This is a genomic window from Streptomyces mesophilus, assembly GCF_011044995.1.
GTDB lineage: Bacteria > Actinomycetota > Actinomycetes > Streptomycetales > Streptomycetaceae > Streptomyces > Streptomyces mesophilus.
The window spans coordinates 1-882 of sequence record NZ_JAAKZW010000479.1 but is presented as its reverse complement, the minus strand read 5'-3'; the positions used below and the strand labels follow the sequence as shown (position 1 = coordinate 882).

The 882-nt window shown below is 74.1% G+C and carries 1 protein-coding gene; it reads right to left on the bottom strand.

The features are described 5' to 3' along the window. Positions 1-882, bottom strand: an 882-nt coding sequence (locus tag G6045_RS40670; protein WP_408056434.1) for an ATP-binding protein, incomplete at both ends; no start/stop codon positions are given.

The following is an 882-nucleotide window of genomic DNA, read 5'->3' as shown; positions in this document are numbered from 1 at the left end:
GCCGAAGCCGTCTGCGCCGGGCCGGGGGAGAGCGCGGGCTCGGCGCAGACGGCTTCGGCGGCGTCGAGGGTGAACCCGCCCGCGAACACGGCGAGTCGGCGGAGCACGGCGCGTTCGGGCGGGCCGAGGAGTTCCCAGCTCCAGTCGATCATCGCGCGCAGGGTGCGCTGGCGGGCGGGTGCGTCCCGGCGGACCTGGCTGAGCAGGCGGAAGCGGTCGTGCAGCCGGTCGGCGAGTGCTTCGACGCCGAGGGCGCGGACGCGGGTCGCGGCGAGTTCGAGCGCGAGGGGGATGCCGTCGAGGCGGCGGCAGATGAGCTCGACCGACTCGCGGTTGGCGGGGGTGAGGGCGAATCCGGGCGCGGCGGACGCGGCCCGTGCCACGAACAGGGCGACGGCCTCGGGTCCTTCGAGCGGGGCGACGGCCTCCACCGTCTCGCCGGAGACGTTCAGCGGCTCCTGGCTGGTGGCGAGGACGCGTACGCCTGGTGCGGCGCGCAGCAGCCGGCCGACCAGCGAGGCGACCGCGTCGACCATGTGCTCGCAGTTGTCCAGGACGAGCAGCAGCTCACGTGAGGCCAGGGCGCGCAGCAGGCGGTTGGCGCGGTCGGTCCGGGGTGCGTCCCCTTGCGTTGCGGATGGGGTTTCCTGATGTGTCGCATCCGCATCCGCGTCCGCGTCCGCATCCGCTGCCGACTGGGGATGGAGGTGGGGCTGGGGTTGTGGCTGCGGGTGTGGCTGGGGTTGTGGCTTTGGCTGTGGCGTCGGCTCGGCCGAGGGCTCGTCACGTATGCCCAGTGCCGCCGCGATCGCATCGACCGGATCCCTCCGCGCACCCGCCAGCTCCACCAGCCAGACCCCGTCGGGGAGTTCGGGGCAGGTG